The sequence below is a fragment of the Parasphingorhabdus sp. JC815 genome, from assembly GCF_040717415.1.
Taxonomy (GTDB): Bacteria; Pseudomonadota; Alphaproteobacteria; order Sphingomonadales; family Sphingomonadaceae; genus Parasphingorhabdus.
In genome coordinates this window covers 903,560-925,103 of the sequence record NZ_JBFEFM010000001.1, presented here as the reverse complement: position 1 = coordinate 925,103, position 21,544 = coordinate 903,560, and the positions used below count along the sequence as shown (strand labels likewise).

The window sequence follows — 21,544 nt, the reverse complement described above, 5'->3', positions numbered from 1 at the left end:
TGTAATGTGCTTTACAGTAAAGAATTTTATTTTTCTCAGGGAGATGGTATGGGTCCGGTGATGGCATCCAACTCGAAACAAGACGCTGACGCAGCCGCAGAGAGCTTTCTGACCGACACAGATCGGTTCGTCTTTCTGCTAGAGGATGTGACCTCGCGATTGCGGCGCAACTTTGATTTTTCGGTCGAACAGTTTGGCCTCACTCGCACGCAGTGGCGCACCTTGGCCTATGTCTACCGGACACCCGGAATGACCCAGACGCAGCTGGCAAAGCGGCTGGACCTCGAGCGCGCCAGCATTGGTCAGGCAATCGATAGGCTTGAGAAAATGGAGCTGGTCGAACGACGAAGTGCGCAGAATGATCGGCGAGTGTGGCATGTGCACCTGCTGCCTGCTGCAATCGAGCTATTGCCAGCATTGCGCAAGGAAGCGGACGCTACATATGAGAGACTGCTCTCTGGTTTGGAGCTCAACGATCTGGAGCGCTTCGGTAAAGCCTTGCTGAAGATGCGCGATAATCTTGATGTCGATTAGGCGCTGGTTGGCAGGGACGAGCCACCTGTCGGATTGGCCTAGGTAAACTTCTGCAATTGGGTCGGGAGCGGAATGGCAGCTTCTGTACTACCCAAACCGAAAAGCAGACTGACAGGTTCCGGCCCATATGTCGTCATCGGCCGCCATAAGTAATTATTTCGGAACGATATTTGGAATGGCCCGTTTATGTATTGAACACGCCGATAGCGATGTTCGACGCCGGTGGCGCCTCCCCTTTGCGGTCGAGTACGAGCCACCTCAATCAAGCGCCCAGTAGGGGCCGCGTCCGCTTTCGGCCAAACAGGAGATTTGCATCATGCAGACTACTGAAAAAACTCTTTCACAAAAGACTTTCGACACAACCACGCTGGACGAGCGTAAGGAATTTGATCGCAGTCGCCCCCTGGAGCGCGATGAGACGACATTCCTCATTTCATCAGGCAAGGTAGAAGGAACTGATGTGTTCGCCACTGATGGTGAGAAGATTGGTACGATCGATCACCTGATGCTTGGTAAGCGCAGCGGCCGCGTCGAATACGCAGTCATGAGTTTTGGCGGCTTTCTCGGGATAGGGGAGAGTTTTGCCCCACTTCCATGGGAGACGCTGGATTACGACCCCGAGCGTGGTGGCTATGTCGTGAATATCGACAAATCCCTTCTAAAGGATGCACCGCGTTTCGAACGTGACAGCGAACCTGCTTGGGATACCGCCTACGGCCAGCACGTCTATTCGTACTACGGTGTGATGTACTAACCTAGGATTGAAATGGCTTTAAGGATGAGATCACTCATCCTGAACACACAAGGGCTTCGACGTTATCGTCGGAGCCCTTTTTATTTGGATTGGGCCAAGGTCGATATCGAACTAACCCAACCTGGTCACCTATGGACTCTTCAGTGGCGATCTGATTTTATGAAGGTTTGCTGTCTATCAAAGGTCGAAGTTATGGAGTAGCGCGATGGGCCGGTCGCAGGAACAGATAGCGGTTCCAGTAATGGACCGCCATGAAGTTCGCCAGGTCGAACGATACTTTGTCGAGCCAGAGATTTATGCGCGCCCTGATGTCTCGCGGCGCCAGGCAAACCTCGCGCGGTTTGTATCAGGTGAGATAGTCCCGAGATTGCTGCGCCTTCATACCGAAGTCGTTCCTGACGCACCGCCCGCAGAACTATTGATCAAAGCTCTGCGGCCCAACAGCACGGATGTGGGTGAGCTCGCCAAGATAGTCCTGGGTGATGATCTTGCAGCAGCGACGTCTTATGTCACGGTCATGCGAGATCGCGGCCTGTCTATAGAGACGCTCTATACTCAGCTGCTTGAGCCGACCGCTCGTTGTTTGGGAAGGATGTGGGAGAATGACGAGTGTGATTTCATCGATGTCACCATCGGTGTAGGACGCCTTCAACTCCTTCTCTCTACGTTCAACGAGACCTGCTCACTGCCTGAACTTGCAACCAACCGCCGCTTTTTGATTGCAGCAGCACCTGGCAACCAACATGTCTTCGGTGCATCAATGATTGAAAAACTGTTGTCCGCAGGCGGCTGGCAGGTTCAGCCGGAATACTCTGGCGATCCCGATCAAATTGAACAGGCAGTGCGAAGCAACTGGTTTGCGGTTGTAGGCCTGACTGCGGGTTCGGATCTGCAACTGGAAGATCTCAAATCAATCATTGCTGATGTGCGTAAGCAATCCCAAAACCGAGCAATTGGCATATTGGTTGGTGGGCCGATTTTCATAGAAAACCCGACGCTTGCAGTCGAAGTAGGGGCGGACGCTACAGCTAGCAACGCTCCTGCAGCAGTCCTTGCTGCGCAAAGACTATTTGATGCCGCTGTTCAAAGGTAATTTGCCAGCCTCGAAATTACGTCAGCCTTCCTAGGTGTCGTACAAAGAGCGGACTGTCTGCAATCGGCCCAAGTCCTGCCGTTACAAGGCTCGGCCAAACCAGATGACCCGACCGACGACGTGCACCTCAGATCGGTCCATGTCGTGCCAAGTTGGATAAGCTGGGTTGTCGCTGGCGATTGTGATTTGTCGGCCACCAGGCTTGATAGCAATACGCTTAACGACCAGAGCATCATCAGCGCGCAAAACGTAGATTCCATCGCGCAATCGTGAGCCATGGTCTGACGCGTCGACCAGGACCTCGTCACCATCGCTGAGCGTGGGCTCCATCGAGTCACCCTTTACGCCGACGATCGACAGGCTGGCGCTCTTGGCCGACGTCAGGTGCCGCAGCCACCGCTCATCGAACCCGAACCGGGTGTGTGCAGTCTCACTGGCAGCTACCGCGCCGAATCCAGCAGATGCTTCCACATCGAGAACGGGGATCTCGACCATACCATCATTGACTGGATTGGCGGGACCGCCGAGCACTTGCTCATCGACGCCGAAGAAGCAGGCGAGTGTCTTTCGGTCTTCGTCATCGAGCTTTCGCGGTGAACCGCGCTTGATGAATTGCTGCACATAGGCAGGGTTGCGGCCAAGCAGCCGCGATATCGAGGCGTAGCCATATCCGCCCTTGAGGATCAGCCGGTCGAGCTCTTCCCTGACATGTTCCATCTGTCTGTCCTTCGAATCTCAATTGTAGGAATTTTCCTAGACTCGCGGATGTGATCCTACTAAGAACATAACAAGAACACAAGGGATTTGCGAGTCGGAGCGAAAGGGTTATGACCTTGCTGGAACGGATCGAAAAGCATCTGAAAGATCACCATATTTCGGCAACGCGCTTCGGCCGGCGCGCAGTTGGCGATCCTCGATTCGTACTCGATCTCAGGCAAGGGCGAAGGCCGCGTCGACGAACGCTTGAACGGCTGGAAGCCTATCTGCAGTCAGTCGACGCTAGAGATCCTCAAGGTTCTATCAGGAATAGGTCCTGCGCTCGACAAGTTGCTCATAGCGACGGGCAACATTCTGCCAAAGTCTTCCCCCGTCCTGCGCGCCGGCCCGGTTTAGCTGATCGATCTTCGACGCAATGAATTCACCTCCGGCATCGCCGTGGTGCTTCTCGACCCATAGCGCCATGCCCCAAAGTTCCTGATCGCGGGTGAGCGTCAAAAGAGCGCCGCGATGCCAACAACAAGCATGAGAACGACCGGTATACCCAGAAGCCATGCCTCGAGCTTCAATTTCCATTCTGGCTCATTGCTCGGAAACGGCTCGTTGCTGTCGGGCCAATCGCGCATCAGCACCAAGGCTCCCTGCGACCGGACCAGGTTCGCGCAAGGCCTTCGGCGACCAGCTGGTCGCCGATCGAGCGCCCATTGCGCAACAGCACCCGCAGCTTGCGACCGTACTGGTCTTCGTCCCTGCTTCCAATTGTCACCGCTTCGAAGTCGCCCTGGTTGAGCAGGGCAACCAGCCGGTCGCGTGCCTTGATGCCGAGGTCGTACTCGTAGTCGCACTTAGGCTGCGAGATCTCAGGCGTGTCGATGTCCGCGATCCTGATCTTCACGCCTTCGAGCCAGATTGTGTCGCCGTCGACGACGCAGGTGCGTCTGACCATGCCGCAGACCGCAAAGCTGTGCGTGGTTCGCGCTTCGGCGCTCGCCGACCCAAATGGCCAATAAATGCCAACCAGGCCTCCAAGAATGCAAGCGAAGAGACCGCCAGCTACAAGAAGGGCGAGGCTTCTTCCTCTGCCGCGCTTGCTCCGGTCACGTCCGGTCCGGAACTCGACAACATTATCGCGGGGTGGTCTCTTGGCCATTCCACCTTCTTTCATTTCCGGACTGTCAGGCCAAGACACCGTGCTCGCTTTCCCGATGATTTTCGGCTAGTTTCTCTGCAACGCGAGGGGGCGGCCTAGAGGGGAGAGTGCAGACTTGCTCCCGAAGGAGAATGAGCGATGAGCGATCCAGACAACACTCCCACTGGCGGCAAGCAGGACTGGGAAGGTCTTCGTGAAGTTGACCGGGCCATCGCCGAGAACCGTCTCACTTCCTACACCTGGAAGAAGATCTGGGCTGATCCTTGGGAGCGGCGCGGAATTTACCTATTTGCCGCGTTGTTCCTAGCGTTTGTGATCTACGTGATCATCTACGACGGACTGATCTGAACTACCATTCCTTCACATCGTCCGCCGCTTCTGCTGAGGCTCCCTTGGCATCGCGGGTCTTTCCGTCGAGGTAGCCCTTTATGGAACCGATGCTCTGTTCTCCCCGTCGCTGGACCCGATCGACATCGCGGGCGATGTCTTCTCTTTCGCTGGACGGGGTGCTCAGGCTTCCCGGCACGCCGCCAAGCTGCACCGATCCCCGGACGCTTTCCGCACTGCTCACCGAAGGCCGAGCGACGGGCGCAGAGGGTGGCAAGACCAGGTCGCCCGCGATCTCGGCATTGAACTGGTCCGCATAGCTTTCGACGAACCGCGCCTGAAGCTGCTGGCCCCGCGCGCTCATCTGGAAGTCGATGTCGTCAAAGCGGACCGGGCCGTAGTAGTCCCGGTTAGCCTCGATCTCCGCCATGCCCCATTCGCGATAGGCCTGGCTGAGGTTGAGAGTGCCTGCGGCATTGGCGCTTTCGTACCAGCTTGCCTGGTTCTCGAGTCGGCTGGCGATCTCTTCGGCGCGGCGCGCTTCACGCGTGTAGCTCTGCGCCTCTGTGATCGAGGTAGTGATGCCTGCCGAGGTGCTGGACACCAGTGCTTCCGAACTAGAGCTCGTTTCGCGCAAGAAACCTTCCCGCGTGCTCGACCAGCTACGGCTGTCCGAGATTTGGCGCAGCGCACCCGTGATGCGCGAGCGGTCCTCTGAAGCGATCCCAATGTCGCTGTCAGTCCAGCTCTGATTACGGCCGCCGCCTAGCCCAAGTGTTCCCTTCGTACCCTTTCGCTCTACTTTTCCTTCGATCCCTGCATTTCCATTTAGGAACCACGAGACTGTGATGTCGTCGGCCGCGCGGCGCGACAGCCCGAATTGCTGCTGGAGTGTCTTCGAGGCGTTGTCGACCTCGCTGAAGGCGCTGCCGATGCTGTCACTCGTTGACGTGCCACTGACGCTCTCGTTCGAGCGCGAGCGGGTGTAGGCATCGCGTAGTTCGCTGAAGCGGGTGACAGCTGAACTCGTCGATTGCTGGGCAAGATTCGAGAATGTCTCGCTCTGGCCGCGGCTCTGGCTCGCCATGGTGGCAAGCCGGCTCGAGAAGTCCTGCCCGAGTGTCGGAGTGAAAGGATAGCTCGAGGTCGGCACAGTCGCGAACTCGGCTTGAGGGAAGCCGGTGGTCTGGGTGCCGTTTTCGCCCGTGGCTCGCGTCTGCGCGGCGCCGTAGCCAATGTTGGGCGCGAGGCTGGCTTGCGCAAACTGGCGCGAGAACACGTTCGAGTTCTCAAGGCTGGTATTGCCGAGCGAAACATTGCCGGTGCTCGCTTCGCGCGCCGCCTCTTCTGCCGCGTTCTGGCTCGGATTGAGGTAGCTCGTTGCCTGGCCCGATATGGCGAGCGCGCCCCTGGCGACGCCGCCTGCAAGGAACGGTATCGATGCGACGAGGTAGCCGGCCAGAATCCCGATATCGTTGTTGACGTCGGTCATGCCGGAAAAGGTCGCGAGGCTGAGACCGGTTGCGCCGCCCGCTGCCGCCACATCGCTCGCGCCCTTGAGCATCAGGATCATGTGAAGGATGACGAACAGCGGCCCCCAAGCTGCCAGATAGAAGAAGCCCGTGACATAACCTCTTAGTGCGATCGGTCCGGTCTTGGGCATCAGGAACAGTGGGAAGAGCACCGGAAAAAGCGCGTAGAATACGACCGTCAGGACGACATTGAGGATCGGGACCCACTTCATGGCGTTATGCGCGATCGAGGAATAGGTCCGCTCGGTCTGGATATCGGCGCGGGTCTGCGCGAACACATCGACGCTCGATGCGCCGCTAGCTCCGGCAAATCCATGCATCGCCTGGTTCATGGCGTTGATGGTCAGAACCTGGCGGAAGATGCTGCTTGCATCCTTCGAGACGCCGGTGAGGTATTGATAGGCAATCGGCAGGTCGGCGATAAGCTTGGCCTTCGCGAGCGCCTCGGTCTGGCGGGGGTAGAGCTGGCGTCCGGCGACCTGTGTCATCTCATCGATAAGCCCGGCCCATTGGTTGGAGAGCGCAGTGTAGGCCTCGCGGCAGGTGATGATCGAGGCCGTAACGCTATCGTCCGCCTGCCGGGTGACGAAGCGCTGTGCACGCGCGGCACTGCCAGGCGCAATGGTCGCCCAGATATCGTTGCTTTCGGACAGTTCCTTCATCGAGTAGCGGCCGAGGAGCAGGTCGTAGAACACGCATTGCCGCACATGCTCGTCGAAATTGGCGGCAAACTCGGGATCGGCGATGCGCAGCGAGCGTGTCGCTTCGAGCAGGCGCGCGCCATAAATCATGCCGTTCTTCGAATAGTTGAGATCGTCGGGAAGCCCGAACACGGTCTCGGCTGAGCGGGTGAGGTAATCGCCAGCCTGGCTGGTGAAGCTCGCCATCAGGGCGAGCCCGAGCGGAACATTAGCAACCGTGGCTGGGGCTAGGCTCGGATTGACGCGGTCGGTGACCTGCACATCCATGCGCGGCACCATCAGGCACATGTAGATGAGCGTCGCGCCGAGGAACCAGTTGAGCCAGGAGCGCCAGTCCTGATTGAACGCGACGACAATGACCGCAAGCGCCATCCCCATGACCAGCGCCACCTGGATCAGGCTCTTGTAACCGCCTGCACCCGTCCATGCGGCGACGGCGTTCAAGACATTGACGATGTATTCGCCGCCGCCGGTTGTGAAGATCTCGACCATGTCGCGGCCTCAGGGGATAATGGAGCGCGACTGGAGCCCGCGCGACCAGTCGAGCGCTGCGGACATCGAGGGCGACATCGAAGCCGCGAGGGAGTTCTCGATCATCGCGGTCTTCTCGATGATCTGCATGATCGCCGAGACCTTGGCCTGTCCGGTAGCCTGCCTCTGGACCAGGCCAGAACGCACTTCGGCGACCTGGCCGCGCCAGATCGCAAGCTTGGCTTCATCGGAGGCGATGAAGCTCGCCATCGAGCGACCGGCTTCCGAGACGATCCGGTCGAGGATGGCATAGAGCAGATCGATGCTGGCGATCTCGGCGAGCGTTTCGCGGTCGTCGGTCGGCATGCCGCGTCCATAGGCGGCCTGGACGGTAAGGATCTTGTACAAGGGGACAGAGGCGACCTGCAGCAGTTCCTTTTCGGCATTGCCGATCGCGGTGTCGGCCCGGATCGCATCGACCATGTTCCCGATGAGGAGCGCGACCCGCGGGCGGATGGCCTTTGCATTCGATAGGCTCATCTGCTCGAAGGTGGGATTGAGGCAGAGATCGGTCTCGTCGCAGCGGAAAACGCGCACGGTCTGGCCCTGCGTCCCGTCTAGGAGCGCGCTTACGAGCGTCGAGGACGCGTCGCCCGCGAACGGCACAAACTTGCCGGGCTCATCATCCTTGGGCGGCACGTAGATGACCGTGCCAATCAGCGTCATGGCGTACTCGGCGAGTTCGCGGTCGAAGGTCCCGCCGGGATTGAAGAAGGCACTCTTTTTCAGGACGTGCCAGGTGTAGTTGCGCGCGACGCCGGGATTGACGTCGGCATAGTCGCTACCGGCTCCCTCGTTGGTCGAGGCGCGCTGGCCGCGCGTGCCGCAGCCGTGCTTCGCTGCGGCATAGTCGGTGAAAATGCCTTCGGAATTGCCGATCGCTTCGCAGATCGCCTTGTCGGCGAGATCGCCCTTGGGCCACAGGCCGCCGACCAGCCCCTGCGCCATTTCGCAGGAGTTGATCGAGAGATTGTTCATGAGCTGCGCCTTCTGGCTGAACTCCTGCATGATCTTGTTGCACTCTGGGCACACGGTATCGATCGCCAGGCTGAACGCGAACCCGACCGCGTTGTTGGCGACGGCTTTCAGAAGAGCGACCATCTCGCTTGCATTGATGAAGGAAAAGGATCCGGCAAAGATATCGATGCCCCCGCAGCCCGCCCTTGCGCGCGGCAGCTGGAGATTGGCGATGTTGGTCGTCTTCTGAGGGAAGCGCGTCCAGACATTGCCGAGGCTGTAATAGCCCGCCGACTGGCCTTCGAATGCGGTCGGGCCCGTGACATTCGCCGCCGCCCCCATGTCGTCCATGAAGCGGTCCATGCTGTCGCCAACATTCGCGGCGACCGGTGAGGCAACAATGCTGGCGGCGGCAAGGGTCAATGCCGCGTTGCGGATGCTAGTAATCATGTCCGGCTTCCTTGGAGGTGAGAAGGTAGATGCGGTCCTGCAGCTCGTCGGCCGAGAGCACGCCGTAGCCGATCGGAATCGGGCGTTTGGTCACGCTGTCCCACAGCACCAGAGCGGGGGTGGCTTTGCCTTCGAGACCAAGCTTGCCGCGCTGGTTCGTCTCGACCCGATAGTCGGGAAAATGCCGGGATGGACCGCCATCGGTGGAGATCGCGCGCACGGTGATCCGCCAGCGGTCGGCGACGCCCTTCACGATCGGGCTCATCACTTCGCACGGTCCGCAGGTCGAACTGAAGAAATAGAAAAGGCCGTAGCGCTGCGAGAGCGTTGCCATGACGTGATCGCGCTCGGCGCTGCGGGCATCCTGCCACTGCTTCTTGGCGACCGCTCCGACGGGGCGTTCAAGCGTGTAGTCGAGGTCCGGGTCCTGCCAGATCGCCCGCTGCCAGACATCGGAGAACAGCGAGGCGCGGTCGAGCTGCGCGCGCTGGAAACGGATATAGGCCGCGACATTCGCTTCGGTCGGATAGAGGATCGCTCGTGCCTTCAGCTCGCGCAGCTCGGACGTGATCGCGTCGAGTTCTTGGCTGGCCGGGACCGGTTCGGTTTCGGGCTGTTGCAGATCTTGTGCGGGAGGTGGTTTGACGCAGTAGAACCAGTAGCCGAGCCGGCGCTCTTCGCAGTAGAGCGTGTCGGCCGCAGTGGTCGATGGAGTGTCTTGCCGTTCCTGTGCCTGGGTCGACGTAGCGGAGAGGGCAGCAACCCCCAGGACGAGTGCCGTGCGATACAAATGGGTCATTGGCCGCCCCTTGCGTAATAATCGTCGATCTTTTGCTGGATGAGGATGCTGGTCTCGAGTTCGTCGGGCAGCCGCGCGGCCTCGGTGAACTCTGCATAAACCTCGGTGAAATCCATACGGGAAAGATCGAGCTGCGCAAACTCGTCGAGAGTGAACCCCTCACATTGTTCTTCTTTGGGCTTGTCCCATGGCTTGGGGAGCTGCTTACGGCCCTGTTCCTGCAGGATCCGCGAGAGCTTGCTCTCGAAACAGCAATAGACCTTCTTCTTCGTCAGGCAGACGCCAAGGAACTTGTCCGAACAATAGGTCCCGACATAGGCGCACAGCCCCTGCGCATCGCGTTCGTGGAGCAGCACTTCCTCGCGATTGCAGCCGAGCGCGACCAGCAGGCTGATCCCCGGAATGAGCGGGAAACCCTTACCCTTGCAGCAGTTGAGCACGCCGAAGACCTTGGACGAGCAGGTGTTGCGCGTGCCGCGGAACAGTGTCAGCGTGTTCGGATCGAACTGGCCGCGCGCCTCGTCCATGGCGTGCAATGCGACCGCCGCATCCTTGAACTCGTCATTGGCGGTGCGCTCGATCGTCTCGCAGCTGCCATCAATGCAATAGACATCGCCGTCGCAGACATACTGGGTGGAGCTGTCCGTACCGGGCAGGGGACATTCGTAGATGCGCTCCCAGGTCTCGCAGGGCATCTCGTCGGTGAGGCATTCCTCGCCGATGAACCGGCAGGTGCCCTGGCTTTCGATGTCCGAACAGTCGCTCGCCGCCTCGCGCGATGTGCAGGTGTAGCTGCGCTGCCATTCCCAGCAGGGCCGGGTGACCGAGACACCGTCGATCACCCGTGTCTGCGGATCGGCATCGGTGCAGATCTCGGTATCGAGCGTACAGTCGCCATTATCGGCAAATCCGGTGCACTGGCTCTCGTCGGAAAAAGTATCGATCGAGTTGTCCGTGGTCACCGCATAGGGCGTGTAGCGCGCATCTGGAGTGTCGCATGTGATTTCAGCGACGGGATCGCCAGGTTCGGTGCAGTATCTGTAGAACTGGTCCTCCCGCCACTGGAGGCAGGGTCCGGGCCGATACCCGGTGATCCGGCACGAGCCACCATCGAATGCCGAGCACCAGGGATATCCATAGACTGTGCTCGTTTCATTGCAGAGATAGTGCCATCGCTGGCGCCGGGTCACGTTGGCGACGAGCGGGACTTCGCACTGGCCCGCCGACTGGTCGATCCGCGTGCCAGCGTTGCAGGTAGCGGTGTAGGTCCCTGCCGATCCGGACCCGGGCGGCAGCGGCACGCAATTGCCCTGGCCGCCCGAGATTGCCATGCCGCTGGTGTAGTCGAGCGGGGTCTCGTTGATGGCGAGGCTGCGCGCGATGACGTCCTCGATCTCACTCGGATCGAAGCGCGCGCGATTGGCCACGCTGTCGCGCATCGCCCGATAGCCTTGGTGTCCGGTGGCAGCGGCTGCCGCGCTACTTTCGATCCGGTCGGGATCGTCGGCGAGCGTTTCGAGGTCACGCACGGCATTGCGATCGTAGTTGGGGAGGGTGGATGCGTCGGGCTGCGATCTGGCAGCTTCTTGCGCTTCGCCTCGCAGGCTTTCGCCAAAGGCCTTGCCATCGGCCCGCGCGTCCTGCTGCTGAGCGGAAAGGGGCGCGGCGAGGACGAGAAGAGCGAGCAGCCCCATGCGAAGCGATTGTGTGACAATCATGGCCGCTCTCCCTCGAGGCGGCGAAGGTGGAGGCGAGCAAGTTGTGCGCCCGGACCGCCTCCCGAAGCGAAGGTGTCAAGCACTTCGGCCACGCTGATATTGCCGGCAATGCGGTCGTGCGGCGGCAAGACGTCTTTGCAGTCGAACCCGTCGCAGGGGCTGAAATCGCTTGCGATCATCACGAAGCTCGGGGCAACCTTGATATCGAAGGCGCGGAACAGGCGCGGGTCGATCCCGAGCGCGCCGGCATCATCGCTATCGTTCCAGATGGCGGCGATGCGTTTCTTGAAGCGCGCGCTGTCGCCTTGCGGGAAACCGCGCAGTACGGTGACGCCGCCGGCCCTTGAGACATCGCGAACCAGCGCCTTCAATGAGGGCTCGGGCATTGCCAATGAGGCAAAAGCGATGAACCGGGGCGTGTCGCCCATCGCTGCGACTTCCGCATCGGCCTGGGCGCGGATCATGCCATCGATATCGAGCGGCCCGGCATTCGCGGTCGCCTGCGCAGTCTCGGCATAGGCTGCGCGATTGTCGAAAGCCGTTTGCTGAGCGGCGCGCGCGTCTTCTGCGAGGGCATCCGCTTTTGTCCTGACCGATGTGGCGAGAGCCTCGGCGTCGGCGGCATGTTCGGCCGCGCGCGCGCGGATTTCGGCGAGGTCAAGGTCGGGCCCGGCATCCTGCGCGGAAGCTGCTGCAAATCCAGCAGCGATCACGAGGCTCAGGCCGACGAGAAGGGGGAAGGCGTTTCTCATAGCGCGCAGCAATTCCTCTTGCGCCAGACGAGGTATCCCATGTCTTCGCCGATGGCGGGGATGACCTGTCCGGGGGACTGGAAGGTGGTGGAGGCACCAATGGGCGGGCAGGCGTAGCGGCCCTTGGTCGCCGGGTTGGGGTTGGTGGCCTGGAAGCGGTATTGCTGCTTGCGCATCACCGGCATCAGGTACTTGCCGCACAGACCCTTCGAACCCATCGTCCCCCACGAGACCAGCTCGCGGTGGAGCTTGTAAGCGAAGCGCGAGAGCACGAGCCGCGAGGCCTGCACATGTCCGATCGAGGCCGAGACATTGCCATTCATCGGGTACATCGAACCCTGGCAGCCCGCGCACCAGAACATCTCATCGAGCGGCAGGTTCGCGGTCGATGCAGCGCAATCCGCAGCGCAAGCGGCAAGCGCCAGCGGGTTGGCGAAGAGCACCGCTTCGGGGTTGATGATCGCGGTGAGCTCGCTGTCCTGCCACAGCGGATCGATCTCGGAGATGTAGAGGATGTCGATCGAACCGGGCTCGAGGCACAGGAAATCGGCGACGATCTCCATCCAGTAGATCAGCGGATAGGCATACCAATGGACGTGCCAGCTCGAATAATACTGGCTCGCGCCGCCCACCGCCGAAGGACCCGAGATCGAGCGGAACCCGATATCGAAGCCGGGATCGAGTTTCATGCCGCCGAGGTTCACGAAGCACCATGGCTTCATACTGACATCGGCGAGCCGGACCGGCTCCCAGAACCCCATCGCGATGCCGGGCCGAAGACCGCACAGGCACAGCGGGAAATCGGGGTTGTCCGGATCGGGGCGATTGCTCGGCCAGATTTCGAGCCCGCCGACGGATATCGGGAACAGGCACGACCAGCAGATGTCGGTGATCGGATTGACGAATTGCCCGGTGCACTTGCCCGGACCGGCATCGGCCGAAGCGGGTGATGCGAAGACCAGCGACAGCATCGCCGTGAAAAGCACGAGGAAGGCGCGGATTCCGGTCATGGCTGTGCCTTCCGGCGCGGCAGCGCAATCTCGCTGACTTCGAGGAAGCGCCCGTTCTGGCGCACCCGCGCGGGAACAGCCTTGATACCGAATTTTTGCGTCAGCTTGCCGCCCTGGTCGAAATAGAAGCGGCGTTGACGGGCCTTCATCAGCTCGAGCGGTGCGCCTTTCACGAGGATCAGCTTGGCATTGGCGTCCTGCCTCAGCGCCCAGGCGATCTGCGCAGGGTCGTCGCCGTCGAGAAACAGGAGGTCGGAGCGCAGCTTGACGCTGTCGAGCGGATTGACCCGGGTTCCGGCGGCATGGATCATCTCGCCTTTTGCGCCCCGGATATCGGCAGCAAGCGCGATTGTCGGATCGAACGCCCAGCTGCGGCTTGCGCTTGCGCGAATGAGGCCGGCAACCGGATCGGGTCGGTTGACGCGTGCGATCGTGCGACGCTTGAGTTCCTCGTTGAGCCGCGCGGTCTCGCCCGACTTTTCCATCTGCGCGAGGCGCGTATGAATCTGTTCGAGCAGGTCGCGCTCGATCACAGGGAAGACCGCGCCGCGCTGGCCGTAGTCTCGTGCCTGCAGGCTGGCAGGGAGCATGGCGAGGAGAAGCGCGCCAATCGGAAGGAAAGAGCGCATCACAGGATTGCCCTCCCGCTGCCGAGGATCTGCCCGCGGCAGACGAAGCCGATTTCCCCGTAGCGGCTGTCTAGCCCGCGTGGATGGTCGGTTCCGGTGTAGTAGCAACCTTCCGGTATTGCGCCTTCGGGACCGCGCGTGAGCGGCACGCCAAGGCGGGTGACCTCGAGCAGGCTCGCGACCTGCTTTCCGTCGATGAAGACCGCATCGCCCTCGTGGCGCACGACATCGCCCGGCATGCCAAGCACGTGCTTGCCGAACATCTGCGGTTCCTTTCCGAAATGCCTTTCGACGAGTTCGCTTTGCGGCGGCTCAAAGAAGATCAGGCTGCCGCGTTCGATCGGCGCGCGCTTGTCGAGCCAGAACGCCCAGTTTGGCAGGCTCGGGCTCGCATTGATGAGGAAAGCGTGGTCCTTGCTGAAGGCATCGAGCGGCGCCCAGGCGAGCGGCAGCAGGACCAGCCCCGAGAGCAGCAGCGAACGGCGGATCGAGCGGGGCAGGCTCATGGCTGGATCTCCCCTGCGAGCTTGTCCGCGATGCGCTGCTCGAGTTCGGAGGTTGCGTCTTCGGCAGCGCCCGCGAGCACGGCCTCGGCAACCAGCACCACGCGGCCGTCATGGCCCATGTCGGCAACGGCGCTTTCGGCGGCCTTGAGGTAGGCAAGGCTAGCCGCCTGGACGACCGCCGGATCGGCATCGGCGCGCGCGGCTTCCTCGACGAATGTCCCGATGGTCTCGGCGAGCCGGACCGTGACGATCCGCTGCTCTGGCGAGCTGGTGACCTGCTGCGTAATCCACGCACCCCACAGGAGCGCGGCAACGAGCAAGGCTACGGCGAGGAGTTTCGGGCCCAGCTGGCTAAGTGGGAGGTTCAGTCTATCCATGGCGGGGAGATCCTTCGGCGAGGCGGCGATCGAGGCGGCGCAGGAAAGCCGGCAATCGCAGCAGGGCGAGGCCGCCGGCTGCGATGAGGAATGCGATCTGGAGGTCCTGGGCAAAGAAGCGGCGCGCGACCGGTTCAGCGGTGCGGTAATGGTCGGCAAGATTGCCGATCTGCGCGAACAGCGCCGTCAGGTCCCATCCAGCGATGAGAAGGAACACGAACAGCGGCAGGCCGAGGACCAGCAGCAGCGTGCTCGCCGCGAAGCTTGCCGTTTCGATCAGCACCAGGCAGGTGCCCTGGGACAGCGCCAGCCAGTCGATCACACGGTGCTTGTCGCGGGCTTGTCTGACTGACGGAAGCGGCACGCGATCTATGAGCGTGGTGGTCTCGAGCACCATCATGCGCCTCCTTCCACACCTGCGACCAGCGCGACTGCGCGCTCGAGCGGCATGCCGTTTTCGACATGGCGGCGGATCGCGGCATAGGTGTCAGGATCGGAGGAGAAGATGGTTGCCGAGAGTGGGTCGAGCACCAGGCGTCCAACGGCTTCCATCTCGGGACCTTTGAGGTAGATCTCGCTGTACTCGGTGCCCGAGCGCTTGAGGCTGCGGATCAGCGTCTCGGTCCGGTCGTCCATGTCGAGCCGGGCCTCCTTGCGGAAATCGGCGATGGTCTCGGGCTTCTGTTGGAGCACCAGCATCCAGTCGCTGTTTTCGAGCGCGGCGCGCGCACCATCGGACTTGTAGTAGTCGTTCAAGGACTGGGTCGCGGTCGCAAGCGCGCCGCCATATTTGCGCGCGGTGCGGGCATAGGTCTCGACGAACTCGCCCATCGAACCGCCCTTGAGCATCGCCCAGGCCTCGTCGATCAGCAGCAGCTTCTTGGTCGAGCGCGACGAGCGCGTCATCGCCTGACCGGTCATGAACATGATTGCCGAGAGGACAACGCTTCGAAGCTCCTCGCGGGACGCGAGGTCGCTCATCTCGAAGACGGTGAAATCGTCTTCGAGCGCGAAACTCGCTTTCCCGGAGAAGAAGCCGGCGTAGCTGCCGCCGCGGCAGAAGGGCGCGATCGCGGTCGCCAGGTCCTTTCCTGCCTCGTTCTCGCTCTGATGGAGGGCATGCGCGACATCGTCGATCGCGCCGCCGCTGCCGAGCGCTTCCCAGACCTGCGTCACCGCGCGGTCGATGAGCCCGCGCTCGGTGTCCGAGGGCGCGGCGCTTGGCCGCGCCATCTGGCTGACGATCGCCTTGATCATCGCAAAGCAGTCGAGCCGGTAGTCCTCGTCCTCATGCGCGCGGGCATCGTCGACCATCGAGAAGGGGTTGAGCGAGAATCCCGAGGCAAGGGTGAACTCGACGAAGCGGCCGCCTTGCAGCTTGACCGAATGCTCGAAGCTGCGACCGTCGTCGATCACCACGACCTTGGCGCCCGCGCCGCGCAGCGCGGCACAGAGTTCCTGCAGCAGCACCGACTTGCCCGAGCCCGACTTCCCGCAAATCGCGATGTTGTGATTGCCGGCCGCGTTCTCGAAGGGCGACCAGAAGAAGGGCTGGCCGCGTCGTCCGAGGAGCAGCAGGTGCGGGATCGTCCCGCCGAGATACTCGCCCTGCAGGGGGGCGATATGGGCCGCGGTGGTCGAGAGCATGGTCCGAAAGCGTTTGAGCCGCGCAAGGTCGTGGACCAGACCATCGGCGAGGCTCAACGGGAACGCCGCGACGAGGCCCTGGAGCTGGAGGAAGCGCTCGTCGGCAAGGTCCCATCCGGCCGCCTTGTAGATAGCCTTGACCGTGCGCTCATGCGCATCGCCTTCGCCAAGCGGCGAGATCGTGGTGAGACCGTAGAACAGCTTGACGAGCTTCTTGCCCGCCTGGAGCTCGGCCTGGACGTGTTTCCATTCTGCCGACTGCTCGGACAGTTTGGGCAGGAAACGTGCGCTCTTCGTTTCCGACAGGCTGGTGGTGCGCATGAACTTGTAGCCTGCGCGCGCCGAGGCGGCTTCCTGGTCGGGATAATGCAGGCACAGCATGGTCGCAGCCGGGCAGGGAAAGCGCAGCTTGTCGGTGAACATGTCGCCGATGAGCCGCGCGCATTCCCACGGTGCCCAGCGCTCAGGGGTAGAGCGCACGCCGTAATGGCGCACATCGAAGCGGTCGGGATAGCATTCACCTACCTGCGGCACGCCATCTCGCGAGCGCCCGGTCTCGCGGAAGCGCTCGGTGCGCAAGATCAGCCGGTCGTCCTCGACTTCGAGTTCGATGTCGCGGCGGATCGCTTGCGCGTCGAGCGTGTCCTCGCGGTTCCAGTGGGTGAGATCGGGTTCGCGCGCGGTGGTCGGCGAGGTGAGCTCGTCGACCAGTGCGAGGAGGCCTGCGGGCTCGAGCTTGTTCGATGCAAGGCTGAGCGAGTTCAGCATCCCCGCCATCCCGTCGCGGCATTCGGTGAGTTCTGCATCGGTGACGCTTCCGGGCACCGGAACGCCGAGCGAGAGCACCAGACGCACATGGCGTGCATGAAACGGCGCGTGTGCCGAGCCCGACTTCCAGACGAGATCGTAGAGCCGGTTGGTGCGGGCCTTCGCGATCGCTTCGTAGATCCCGCCCTGCTCGTAGCGCGGCGCGAACCAGGGGCCGACGATGGCACCGATGCGCGGAGACGCGAAGTTCAGCACCTGCAAACAGGCGCCTTGCGGCAGGCTCTCGGAGAAGAACTGCCCGAGGATCTCACCTGTCCGCTCGTCGGCTCCGATGAGCGGGGTGACTTCGAGAATGAAGCCCTTCGAGTGCGCGTTGCGGTAGAGCGCTGCATCCTCGTCGTAGACGCGGTACGGAAGCCAGTCCGACAGCATGTCGAGCGCGAAACGCGGCTGCGCATGGTCGGCTTTCTTCGCATCGCCGAACAGGCCAGCAAGGAGCGCATCGCGCGCAGAGGATAGCGAGAGGTTCACTTGGGCTCTCCTTCGGGCAGAACAGGGTGGGGCACCTGGCCGGGGGAGGGGGAACGACCAGGTGCCCCGGGGTCCGGCGCTTTGGCGCCGGGCAGCTCCGTCAGATCCTGCGAGGGGATGACCAGGACATCGGGAGGTTGCTGGGGGGACGGATTGGAATGCTGGAAAGGAATTGCTTCTGCGGCGGTGGGCGGCGGGCCTTCCGCTTCAGCCGGGCGCGCCAGCGCGCGCAGCACGTCGCCCGTCGAACGCGGCGCGCGCCAGCGCTCGGCAGCGCGATCGGCCAGCACGACATGAACAACCCGGGCCTCGTGGATGCGGCCCGCCTCGTCGCGGTAACCCGCAAGGACGATCCGCAATCCGCGATCACCGGACCCGTGCGCTCGCGCAGGGGCATGACTTGGCCGTTCTGCCTGTGAAACGCGGGTCGCGGCATCGTCGATCATCGAGGTCGGCGCGCAGCTTCCCTCCGGCGCGCGGCAGGCAAAGTCGCCCTTGACGTTGCCGCCAAGCGTCGCGCAGCCGGCGATCGTCAAGGCGAGGGTGGCCGTCACTCCGACACGGGTCGCACCGCCGCTCATTGCTTCGATCCGGTCTTGGCATTGGCAAAGGCGCGCAGTGTCTTTGCATCACGGTAGCCGTGCAGCACCGCACCGTCGCGCGCCCGGACGATTACCGGGGTTCCGGCAAAGCCGTTGGCCTGTGCAAAGGCTTCGTTGGCATCGAGCGCAGCGGCTTTCTTGCAGGCAGCGCGCGGTTCGAGGTACTTGCCGGTGTAGGCGGCATGGAGCGCCCCGACCGGATCGGCGGCGCACAGCACCGCCTCGGACATGCGCCGGCTCGATGCGCCGAAGATCGAGATCGGCCGTTCCTCTACAAGAACGCCTGCCTTCTCGAGTTCGCCGGTGAGCCGCTTACAGTAGCCGCACTGGAAATCCGAGAAGACAACCAGCTTCGGCCCCTTGGGATTGCCCCACAGGATCGCGCCTTCCTTGGGAAGGGCTTTGAGATCGACATGCGTCGCGACCTGCCTGTCGCGGGTTTCGGCAACGTCATGGCGCCCTCCAGTGTCCTCGCCGGCGTGGCGGGCTGCGCCGGCGGCGAGCAGGTCGGGGTTGAGTTCGAGCAGGCGCGCGGCAGTCACGTCGCGCCGCTCCTCCATGTCGTAGAGCCGCCCGACGAAGAGGTAGCGTGCCGCTTCGTCGATGTAGAACAGCGTCTCACCCGAGACGACCTCGCACCATGGCGCGAATGTCGTGCAATCGAGCGCGTCGATCGGCGTTCTGGGCAGACGAAGCTTGAGCGCTTCAACCACATCTCGCGTGATCGCGGCCTGCGCGGGCATGGCGGTTACGATCGCGACGCCGCTTGTAAGGAGGGCTGCTGCGCTGGCGGCGGCGAGCGATATGTGCGCGGCGCGCGCCTTGAGGCCGGGCCGCTGGTTCGAGTAGTTCATTGGGGTGTGCTCCTGACATGGACGCCGTCGAGAAAGACGATCTCGACTGCGATGCCGGTCGGCATCTCGACGACGGGTTGGTACTGTTCTGCGCGTTCGATGAGGTATTTGCTGACGGTGTCGGCGGCTTCGCCCGCGCCCTGGCCCAGGCCGCCTGCGAGGATGTCGGTCGGCGAGAGCGCGTCGCGCTTGCCGTCGCTGCCGACAGGCTGCGCAAAGATGCCGTTGGCATTGGCCGAGAAGCCGCGGCCGAAGCCGCCGACGATTCCGGCGAGCAGCGCCTGGCTGACGAGGCTGCCTTCGCGGCTGACGACATTGCCGCGCACGCCCGACTTGCCGGCGAAGGCGATGAATCCCTTCACTTCGCTCACCGCGAAGCGTCCGCCGGGCTGCGCACAGGTCATGCGCACGAGCTTGACGTAAACCTTCTCGGCCGAGAGATCGCCGCGCGCCGCGCCGTTGACGAGGCAGCCGGTGAGATCGGTGGTGAGGAGCTTGTTGCCCTGCAGCACCGAGCGCGCCGGACCGGTGATCCGCAGCACCACGGGCAGCGGATCGCTCTGGCTGGTGACCCCGGTCGAGGCGTCGACCCCGACGATTACGGTGGCAGGTGCATAGCTGTTGGGCGGCAGGTAATCGCGGCTTGCCTCGAGCAGCAGCGCCGGCGCGCTTTCGGTTGCCTTGGCCTTGGCGGTACCCGGCTTGTCGTTTGAGAAGCTCAGCAGGCTTGCCTTGGGTTCGCTGGGTGGCTCGAGCGGTCCGGGAGCGAAGCCCGGAGCCCGCGGATCGACTGCGGCCACCGGCGCAACTGGGGGATTGGTGCGGACGGTTTCGAGTTCCGAGCGCAAGGCAGCGTTCTCGGCCGAGATCGCATCGATCGCAGCTTGCCCGTCGCTCAGCATCCGCGCGTTCTCGCCCCGCAGCGTTTCGAGCTCCTGCTCGATCGAAGCCCTGGGAAGCTGGGTCTCCTGCAGGTCCTTGATCGCCTTGCCCTGCGCATCGAGGCGGTTGCCGTAAGTGGCGACGAATTCGCGCTGCGAGAGATTGCGATTGACCAGCGCGCCGGTCTCGATCGTGGTTGCGCCCGCGCCGTCGGCGCTCGCTTCATCCTCGCCGCCGAAGATGAACATCGAACCGGCGATGAGCGCCACGCCGCCGATCCCGGCAAGCAGCAGCTTCTGGCGCTGCGCGACCGTGCGGTTGAGATCGCGCCGGGCTTTGCCGCGCGTCTCGTCCTTTGGCGCTGCCGCGGGCGTATCGCGTGTGTCGGGATCGGCCATTATTCGAGCCCTCCCTTCGTAAAGACAAGGAAGGCTTGCGTGCTCTCGCCGGGCTGGAGGCTGTCTCGGCCATAGGCAAAGGCCAGCGCCCCGGCGGGCGCCTCGCGCTCACCGGCAAGGTCGACGGGCTTCGGGCCGAGATTGCGCAGGGTGAAGGCCTGACCGATCAGCTCGGCACCTTCGTATTCGGCGACCTGCTGCACTTCGAGGCTGTCGGTCAGGCGCGGACGCGAAAGTTCGGCGCGCGCCCGGAAGCCCGGCAGAACGCCGTCGCTCGCCATCGCCTCGATCAGGCGGATCGCGGCTTCGTCGCGGGTCGGGGCTTGGCCTTCCCATTCGCCCGCCTGGGACTTGGCGAGCGCGGGATTGGTGACGAAGAGCTGGCTCGCTTCCTCGCCTTCGACGCGGCAGGCGAACTTGTAGACATAGCCCGCGCTGCTGGTCGCGAAGAAGCTGACCCTTGCGCTCGCATATTGCAGCGGCACCGAGACATAGATGTCGCCGCGCACCGGTTCGTGGGTCACTTCGAAATCGTTGTAGGGATAACCGCTTGCCATCTTGGAGACATTGGCAAAACCATCCTCGATGAGGGCGATACGGGTCAGCGCGTCGCGCGCGAGCACGCAGTCGATCGCGGCGCCATCAGCGGCCTCGACGAACTGGTCGGCATGCGCTGGGGTGGCAAAGGCGCAGCTTGCGGCGGCGAGCGCCACGGCGGTCAGCGCGGCGGGGAAGGGGCGGGATAGGAGTGTCATGGGTTCTCCTCCTCGTTTTCGGTTGGGAGCTGGCGGAAGCCGGTGAGGCCGAGACTGAGGCCGCGGCGGTTCCAGCTGAATTCGAAGCTGCGCTCTTGGCTTGCGATCACCTGCGCGCCGACGAAGGTCTTGAGCGTGCCGGTGACGACAGCGGTGAGCGCCTGCGCGTCGACCTCCATCCGCGAGATGACGAAGGCCTGGCTGATGTCCGAACCGCGCTGCTCGTCGACGATCTTGACGAGCTCGGCCTTGAGGCTCCCGTGCGCTGACGGATCTGCCACCTTGAGGACCTGTTCCATCCAGTAGTCGAGGCTCTCGGGTGCGCGATTGAGCAGCATGAGCGCGGTGTCGCGGGTTACGAGTTCGAGGTAGTGCGCATCGGTACCGCCGCTCCCGAGCGTCAGGCGCTCGGTCGTGACAGGCACCAAAATGACGCTTTCCTCGCGCGTCGCCGCCGCGCCGACCGCCAGCAGGCTGGTAAGGCTCAGCACGGCTGACAGCGCGGCGAAGCGGTTGCGCTGTTTGAGGTGACGCTGCGCTTCCTCATAGGCGAATTCGTGTTTCACTTGG

At 62.7% G+C, this 21,544-nt stretch carries 23 protein-coding genes; 4 read left to right on the top strand and 19 right to left on the bottom strand.

From position 1 onward, the window contains the following. The first annotated feature begins 48 nt into the window (after positions 1-48). The 3 genes from AB1K62_RS04450 to AB1K62_RS04440 all read left to right on the top strand — a co-directional run bounded on the left by AB1K62_RS04450 (position 49) and on the right by AB1K62_RS04440 (position 2,381). Positions 49-534 (top strand): MarR family transcriptional regulator, encoded by a 486-nt coding sequence (locus tag AB1K62_RS04450; RefSeq protein ID WP_367001550.1) that lies wholly within the window; start codon positions 49-51, stop codon positions 532-534. A 316-nt stretch (positions 535-850) separates the two neighbouring features. Beyond that, positions 851-1,288 carry a PRC-barrel domain-containing protein gene (locus AB1K62_RS04445; protein WP_367001548.1) on the top strand — a complete coding sequence of 146 codons (438 nt, stop codon included), beginning with the start codon at positions 851-853 and terminating at the stop codon, positions 1,286-1,288. Between the two features lie 205 nt (positions 1,289-1,493). After that, on the top strand, positions 1,494-2,381 hold the full coding sequence (locus tag AB1K62_RS04440) for a cobalamin B12-binding domain-containing protein (RefSeq protein WP_367001547.1): 888 nt from the start codon (positions 1,494-1,496) through the stop codon (positions 2,379-2,381). A gap of 81 nt (positions 2,382-2,462) precedes the next feature. On the opposite strand, the gene AB1K62_RS04435 is transcribed toward AB1K62_RS04440, so the two are convergent. From AB1K62_RS04435 to AB1K62_RS04425, 3 genes are all read right to left on the bottom strand, one after another. Then, positions 2,463-3,098, bottom strand: a complete 636-nt coding sequence (locus tag AB1K62_RS04435) for a S24 family peptidase (RefSeq protein ID WP_137675989.1) — start codon at positions 3,096-3,098, stop codon at positions 2,463-2,465. A 303-nt stretch (positions 3,099-3,401) separates the two neighbouring features. Then, on the bottom strand, positions 3,402-3,653 hold the full coding sequence (locus tag AB1K62_RS04430; RefSeq protein ID WP_367001544.1) for a hypothetical protein: 252 nt from the start codon (positions 3,651-3,653) through the stop codon (positions 3,402-3,404). A 70-nt stretch (positions 3,654-3,723) separates the two neighbouring features. Continuing rightward, positions 3,724-4,263, bottom strand: a complete 540-nt coding sequence (locus AB1K62_RS04425) for a thermonuclease family protein (protein ID WP_367001542.1) — start codon at positions 4,261-4,263, stop codon at positions 3,724-3,726. 123 nt (positions 4,264-4,386) lie between these two features. Here AB1K62_RS04425 and AB1K62_RS04420 point away from each other — a divergent pair, with 123 nt between their 5' ends. Further along, on the top strand, positions 4,387-4,596 hold the full coding sequence (locus AB1K62_RS04420) for a hypothetical protein (protein WP_367001541.1): 210 nt from the start codon (positions 4,387-4,389) through the stop codon (positions 4,594-4,596). A gap of 1 nt (position 4,597) precedes the next feature. Here the strand turns inward: AB1K62_RS04420 and AB1K62_RS04415 are convergent, their stop codons facing one another. Genes AB1K62_RS04415 through AB1K62_RS04340 form a run of 16 tightly spaced genes read right to left on the bottom strand, consistent with a single transcriptional unit; the run spans position 4,598 to position 21,540 of the window. Further along, positions 4,598-7,300, bottom strand: a complete 2,703-nt coding sequence (locus AB1K62_RS04415; RefSeq protein ID WP_367001540.1) for a conjugal transfer protein TraG N-terminal domain-containing protein — start codon at positions 7,298-7,300, stop codon at positions 4,598-4,600. Between the two features lie 9 nt (positions 7,301-7,309). Further along, positions 7,310-8,746 (bottom strand): conjugal transfer protein TraH, encoded by a 1,437-nt coding sequence (locus AB1K62_RS04410; protein ID WP_367001539.1) that lies wholly within the window; start codon positions 8,744-8,746, stop codon positions 7,310-7,312. Continuing rightward, complete coding sequence (locus tag AB1K62_RS04405; protein WP_367001538.1) at positions 8,736-9,545, bottom strand: conjugal transfer protein TraF; 810 nt, start codon at positions 9,543-9,545, stop codon at positions 8,736-8,738. Before AB1K62_RS04405 ends, AB1K62_RS04410 begins: the two co-directional genes overlap by 11 nt. Further along, on the bottom strand, positions 9,542-11,263 hold the full coding sequence (locus AB1K62_RS04400; RefSeq protein WP_367001537.1) for a conjugal transfer protein TraN: 1,722 nt from the start codon (positions 11,261-11,263) through the stop codon (positions 9,542-9,544). Before AB1K62_RS04400 ends, AB1K62_RS04405 begins: the two co-directional genes overlap by 4 nt. Then, positions 11,260-12,015 (bottom strand): type-F conjugative transfer system pilin assembly protein TrbC, encoded by a 756-nt coding sequence (gene trbC, locus AB1K62_RS04395; RefSeq protein ID WP_367001535.1) that lies wholly within the window; start codon positions 12,013-12,015, stop codon positions 11,260-11,262. Before trbC ends, AB1K62_RS04400 begins: the two co-directional genes overlap by 4 nt. Then, complete coding sequence (traU, locus tag AB1K62_RS04390; protein WP_367001533.1) at positions 12,012-13,025, bottom strand: conjugal transfer pilus assembly protein TraU; 1,014 nt, start codon at positions 13,023-13,025, stop codon at positions 12,012-12,014. Before traU ends, trbC begins: the two co-directional genes overlap by 4 nt. Continuing rightward, positions 13,022-13,654 carry a type-F conjugative transfer system protein TraW gene (gene traW, locus AB1K62_RS04385; protein ID WP_367002061.1) on the bottom strand — a complete coding sequence of 211 codons (633 nt, stop codon included), beginning with the start codon at positions 13,652-13,654 and terminating at the stop codon, positions 13,022-13,024. Before traW ends, traU begins: the two co-directional genes overlap by 4 nt. Beyond that, positions 13,654-14,160 (bottom strand): S26 family signal peptidase, encoded by a 507-nt coding sequence (locus AB1K62_RS04380; RefSeq protein ID WP_007163820.1) that lies wholly within the window; start codon positions 14,158-14,160, stop codon positions 13,654-13,656. Before AB1K62_RS04380 ends, traW begins: the two co-directional genes overlap by 1 nt. Further along, the gene (locus AB1K62_RS04375; RefSeq protein WP_041685066.1) at positions 14,157-14,537 is read right to left on the bottom strand and encodes a TrbI F-type domain-containing protein; all 381 of its coding nucleotides are present in this window, start codon (positions 14,535-14,537) and stop codon (positions 14,157-14,159) included. The genes AB1K62_RS04380 and AB1K62_RS04375 overlap by 4 nt, the downstream gene beginning before the upstream one ends. Beyond that, on the bottom strand, positions 14,530-14,937 hold the full coding sequence (locus tag AB1K62_RS04370; RefSeq protein WP_011413826.1) for a hypothetical protein: 408 nt from the start codon (positions 14,935-14,937) through the stop codon (positions 14,530-14,532). The genes AB1K62_RS04375 and AB1K62_RS04370 overlap by 8 nt, the downstream gene beginning before the upstream one ends. Further along, positions 14,934-17,483, bottom strand: a complete 2,550-nt coding sequence (gene traC, locus AB1K62_RS04365) for a type IV secretion system protein TraC (RefSeq protein ID WP_367001531.1) — start codon at positions 17,481-17,483, stop codon at positions 14,934-14,936. Before traC ends, AB1K62_RS04370 begins: the two co-directional genes overlap by 4 nt. Next, entirely contained in the window at positions 17,480-18,064 is a 585-nt protein-coding gene (locus AB1K62_RS04360) for a hypothetical protein (protein WP_367001528.1), read from the bottom strand. The genes traC and AB1K62_RS04360 overlap by 4 nt, the downstream gene beginning before the upstream one ends. Continuing rightward, a complete protein-coding gene (locus AB1K62_RS04355) occupies positions 18,061-18,939 on the bottom strand; it encodes a DsbC family protein (RefSeq protein ID WP_367001526.1) in 879 nt (292 codons plus the stop codon). The genes AB1K62_RS04360 and AB1K62_RS04355 overlap by 4 nt, the downstream gene beginning before the upstream one ends. Further along, positions 18,936-20,219, bottom strand: coding sequence for a TraB/VirB10 family protein (locus AB1K62_RS04350; protein ID WP_367001523.1), 1,284 nt, complete (start codon positions 20,217-20,219; stop codon positions 18,936-18,938). Before AB1K62_RS04350 ends, AB1K62_RS04355 begins: the two co-directional genes overlap by 4 nt. Continuing rightward, positions 20,219-20,974, bottom strand: a complete 756-nt coding sequence (locus AB1K62_RS04345; protein WP_367001521.1) for a type-F conjugative transfer system secretin TraK — start codon at positions 20,972-20,974, stop codon at positions 20,219-20,221. The genes AB1K62_RS04350 and AB1K62_RS04345 overlap by 1 nt, the downstream gene beginning before the upstream one ends. Beyond that, the gene (locus tag AB1K62_RS04340) at positions 20,971-21,540 is read right to left on the bottom strand and encodes a type IV conjugative transfer system protein TraE (protein WP_367001519.1); all 570 of its coding nucleotides are present in this window, start codon (positions 21,538-21,540) and stop codon (positions 20,971-20,973) included. The genes AB1K62_RS04345 and AB1K62_RS04340 overlap by 4 nt, the downstream gene beginning before the upstream one ends. Between the last annotated feature and the right edge of the window lie 4 nt (positions 21,541-21,544).

Excerpts from the sequence above, each read along its gene's own strand:
- AB1K62_RS04450 (WP_367001550.1), top strand. The coding sequence starts at position 49 with ATGGGTCCGGTGATGGCATCCAACTCGAAACAAGACGCTGACGCAGCC.
- AB1K62_RS04445 (WP_367001548.1), top strand. The coding sequence starts at position 851 with ATGCAGACTACTGAAAAAACTCTTTCACAAAAGACTTTCGACACAACC.
- AB1K62_RS04440 (WP_367001547.1), top strand. The coding sequence starts at position 1,494 with ATGGGCCGGTCGCAGGAACAGATAGCGGTTCCAGTAATGGACCGCCAT.
- AB1K62_RS04435 (WP_137675989.1), bottom strand. The coding sequence starts at position 3,098 with ATGGAACATGTCAGGGAAGAGCTCGACCGGCTGATCCTCAAGGGCGGA.
- AB1K62_RS04430 (WP_367001544.1), bottom strand. The coding sequence starts at position 3,653 with ATGGCTTCTGGGTATACCGGTCGTTCTCATGCTTGTTGTTGGCATCGC.
- AB1K62_RS04425 (WP_367001542.1), bottom strand. The coding sequence starts at position 4,263 with ATGAAAGAAGGTGGAATGGCCAAGAGACCACCCCGCGATAATGTTGTC.
- AB1K62_RS04420 (WP_367001541.1), top strand. The coding sequence starts at position 4,387 with ATGAGCGATCCAGACAACACTCCCACTGGCGGCAAGCAGGACTGGGAA.
- AB1K62_RS04415 (WP_367001540.1), bottom strand. The coding sequence starts at position 7,300 with ATGGTCGAGATCTTCACAACCGGCGGCGGCGAATACATCGTCAATGTC.
- AB1K62_RS04410 (WP_367001539.1), bottom strand. The coding sequence starts at position 8,746 with ATGATTACTAGCATCCGCAACGCGGCATTGACCCTTGCCGCCGCCAGC.
- AB1K62_RS04405 (WP_367001538.1), bottom strand. The coding sequence starts at position 9,545 with ATGACCCATTTGTATCGCACGGCACTCGTCCTGGGGGTTGCTGCCCTC.
- AB1K62_RS04400 (WP_367001537.1), bottom strand. The coding sequence starts at position 11,263 with ATGATTGTCACACAATCGCTTCGCATGGGGCTGCTCGCTCTTCTCGTC.
- trbC (WP_367001535.1), bottom strand. The coding sequence starts at position 12,015 with ATGAGAAACGCCTTCCCCCTTCTCGTCGGCCTGAGCCTCGTGATCGCT.
- traU (WP_367001533.1), bottom strand. The coding sequence starts at position 13,025 with ATGACCGGAATCCGCGCCTTCCTCGTGCTTTTCACGGCGATGCTGTCG.
- traW (WP_367002061.1), bottom strand. The coding sequence starts at position 13,654 with ATGCGCTCTTTCCTTCCGATTGGCGCGCTTCTCCTCGCCATGCTCCCT.
- AB1K62_RS04380 (WP_007163820.1), bottom strand. The coding sequence starts at position 14,160 with ATGAGCCTGCCCCGCTCGATCCGCCGTTCGCTGCTGCTCTCGGGGCTG.
- AB1K62_RS04375 (WP_041685066.1), bottom strand. The coding sequence starts at position 14,537 with ATGGATAGACTGAACCTCCCACTTAGCCAGCTGGGCCCGAAACTCCTC.
- AB1K62_RS04370 (WP_011413826.1), bottom strand. The coding sequence starts at position 14,937 with ATGATGGTGCTCGAGACCACCACGCTCATAGATCGCGTGCCGCTTCCG.
- AB1K62_RS04360 (WP_367001528.1), bottom strand. The coding sequence starts at position 18,064 with ATGAGCGGCGGTGCGACCCGTGTCGGAGTGACGGCCACCCTCGCCTTG.
- AB1K62_RS04355 (WP_367001526.1), bottom strand. The coding sequence starts at position 18,939 with ATGAACTACTCGAACCAGCGGCCCGGCCTCAAGGCGCGCGCCGCGCAC.
- AB1K62_RS04350 (WP_367001523.1), bottom strand. The coding sequence starts at position 20,219 with ATGGCCGATCCCGACACACGCGATACGCCCGCGGCAGCGCCAAAGGAC.
- AB1K62_RS04345 (WP_367001521.1), bottom strand. The coding sequence starts at position 20,974 with ATGACACTCCTATCCCGCCCCTTCCCCGCCGCGCTGACCGCCGTGGCG.